The following is a 1,783-nucleotide window of genomic DNA, read 5'->3' on the forward strand; positions in this document are numbered from 1 at the left end:
AACTGTCGACTAAAACATCGTGCGTCGCGCTGCCGGTGTTACCTGCCGCGTCGGTGCTGCTGGCAGTCAGGGTGTAATCCGCTTCGCCGAGTTTCGCGACGTCGGAAGCCGGAACGTTCAGCGTCCACGCGCCGTTGCTGACGGTCGCAGTGTAGTTCTGCCCGTTGAGATTCAGCGTCACGGTGCTGCCTTCCGCGCCGTTGCTGGTGCCGCTGACGGTCAGGGCTTCGCCTTTTTCGATGGCGTTAATCACGTCATCGGCCGCAACGGTATTGATGGTCAGAACCGGCGCAACGGTATCAACCGTGACGTCGTGTGTAATTGAACCGTCGTTACCTGCGGCATCTTTGACGCTTGCGCTGACGGTGTAGGAACCGTCGGTCAGGGTGCTGACCACGTCCGCCGGTACGCCAACGCTCCAGTTGCCATTGGCATCCACCGCAGCGGTGTAGCTGTGGCCGTCGATGTCAACGGTCACCAGACCGCCCGCCGGAACGCCCGTGCTGCCACCGGAGATCATCAGGTTCTGCTGATGCTCCTGCGCGTTAATGATGTCGTCGGCGGAAACGGTGTTGATAGTCAGCGTTGGCGCAGTGATATCCACCAGAACTGAACCGCTGACGCTGCTGCTGTTACCGGCGACATCTTTCACCGTCGCGTTCACAGCGTAGGTACCGTCGGTCAGCGCCGAGGCGTCCGCCGCCGGAACCGACGTGCTCCAGCTGCCGTCGGTGCCGACAGTCGCGGTGTATTCATTGCCGTTCAGGGTGACAGTAACGATCTGACCGGCTTCTGCCGTCGACGTGCCGCTCAGCACCACATCTGCACCGGCTTCCGCGCTGTTCAGCACGTTATCACCGGCGATGGTGTTGATGGTGATGGTCGGCGCAGATGCGTCCACTTCCGCCGTATTCGCCGCGCTCGCGCTGTTGCCCGCTACGTTGGTAACGCTGGCGGTTGCGGTGACGTCGCCGTCTTTCAGGCTGGTCATGTCGCCTGCCGGAACTTTCACGCTCCAGCTGCCGTCGGTGCCAACGGTCGTAGTGTAAGTGTGCCCCGCAAAATTCACGGTCACGGTCTGACCGGCTTCGACGTTTTGCGTCGACCCCGTCAGCGTCAGATCTGCCGCTTTTTCTGCTGCGTTGATCATGTCGTCCACCGCGATGGTATCCACGGAGATCGCCACGCTGCTCAGATCGACGGTGACGTTGTTCGAGATGGTCACAGAGTTGCCGGACACGTCAGTGCCGGTCACGCTGATATTCAACGCACCCGCTGGCCAGTTCGCCACGTCCGCAGCCGGAACCGCCGCAGACCACGCGCCGTTCGCGCCAACGGTCGCCTGATAATCGACGCCGTTGATGGTCACGGTCACGCTGCTGCCTGCCGCGATATCGGTGCTGGTGCCGCTGACGATCTGGTTCTGATTAATCTCGATGCTGTTGACGATATCGTCGCCAGCCACGGTGTTGATACGCAGACCCGGCAGACCGGCGTCGATGTTGATCTCGCGATCGTTGGTGCCAGTGTTGCCGTGCTGATTAGTGACGCTGGCGGAAATCGTCAGGTCGCCGTCGCCGAACCCTTTCAGATCCGCAGAAGGCACGCTGACGCTCCAGCTCAGATCGTCCTGAACTTCAGCCGTGTAGGTTTTACCGCCCAGCGTAATGGTGACGGTATCGCCCGCCGCCGCGTTGGTGACCTTGCCACTGATCAGCTGATCAGCGTTGATTTCCGTCGCGTTAACGATGTTGTCAGTGGCGACCGGGCTGATGCTCACGGA

At 61.1% G+C, this 1,783-nt stretch carries 1 protein-coding gene; it reads right to left on the bottom strand.

What is annotated here, in order from left to right:
* Positions 1-1,783: Ig-like domain-containing protein (locus UC15_RS16435; RefSeq protein WP_157960993.1), on the bottom strand; the 1,783-nt coding region annotated here is incomplete at both ends.

The organism is Rahnella sp. AN3-3W3, from assembly GCF_003263545.1.
GTDB classification, from domain to species: domain Bacteria; phylum Pseudomonadota; class Gammaproteobacteria; order Enterobacterales; family Enterobacteriaceae; genus Rahnella; species Rahnella variigena.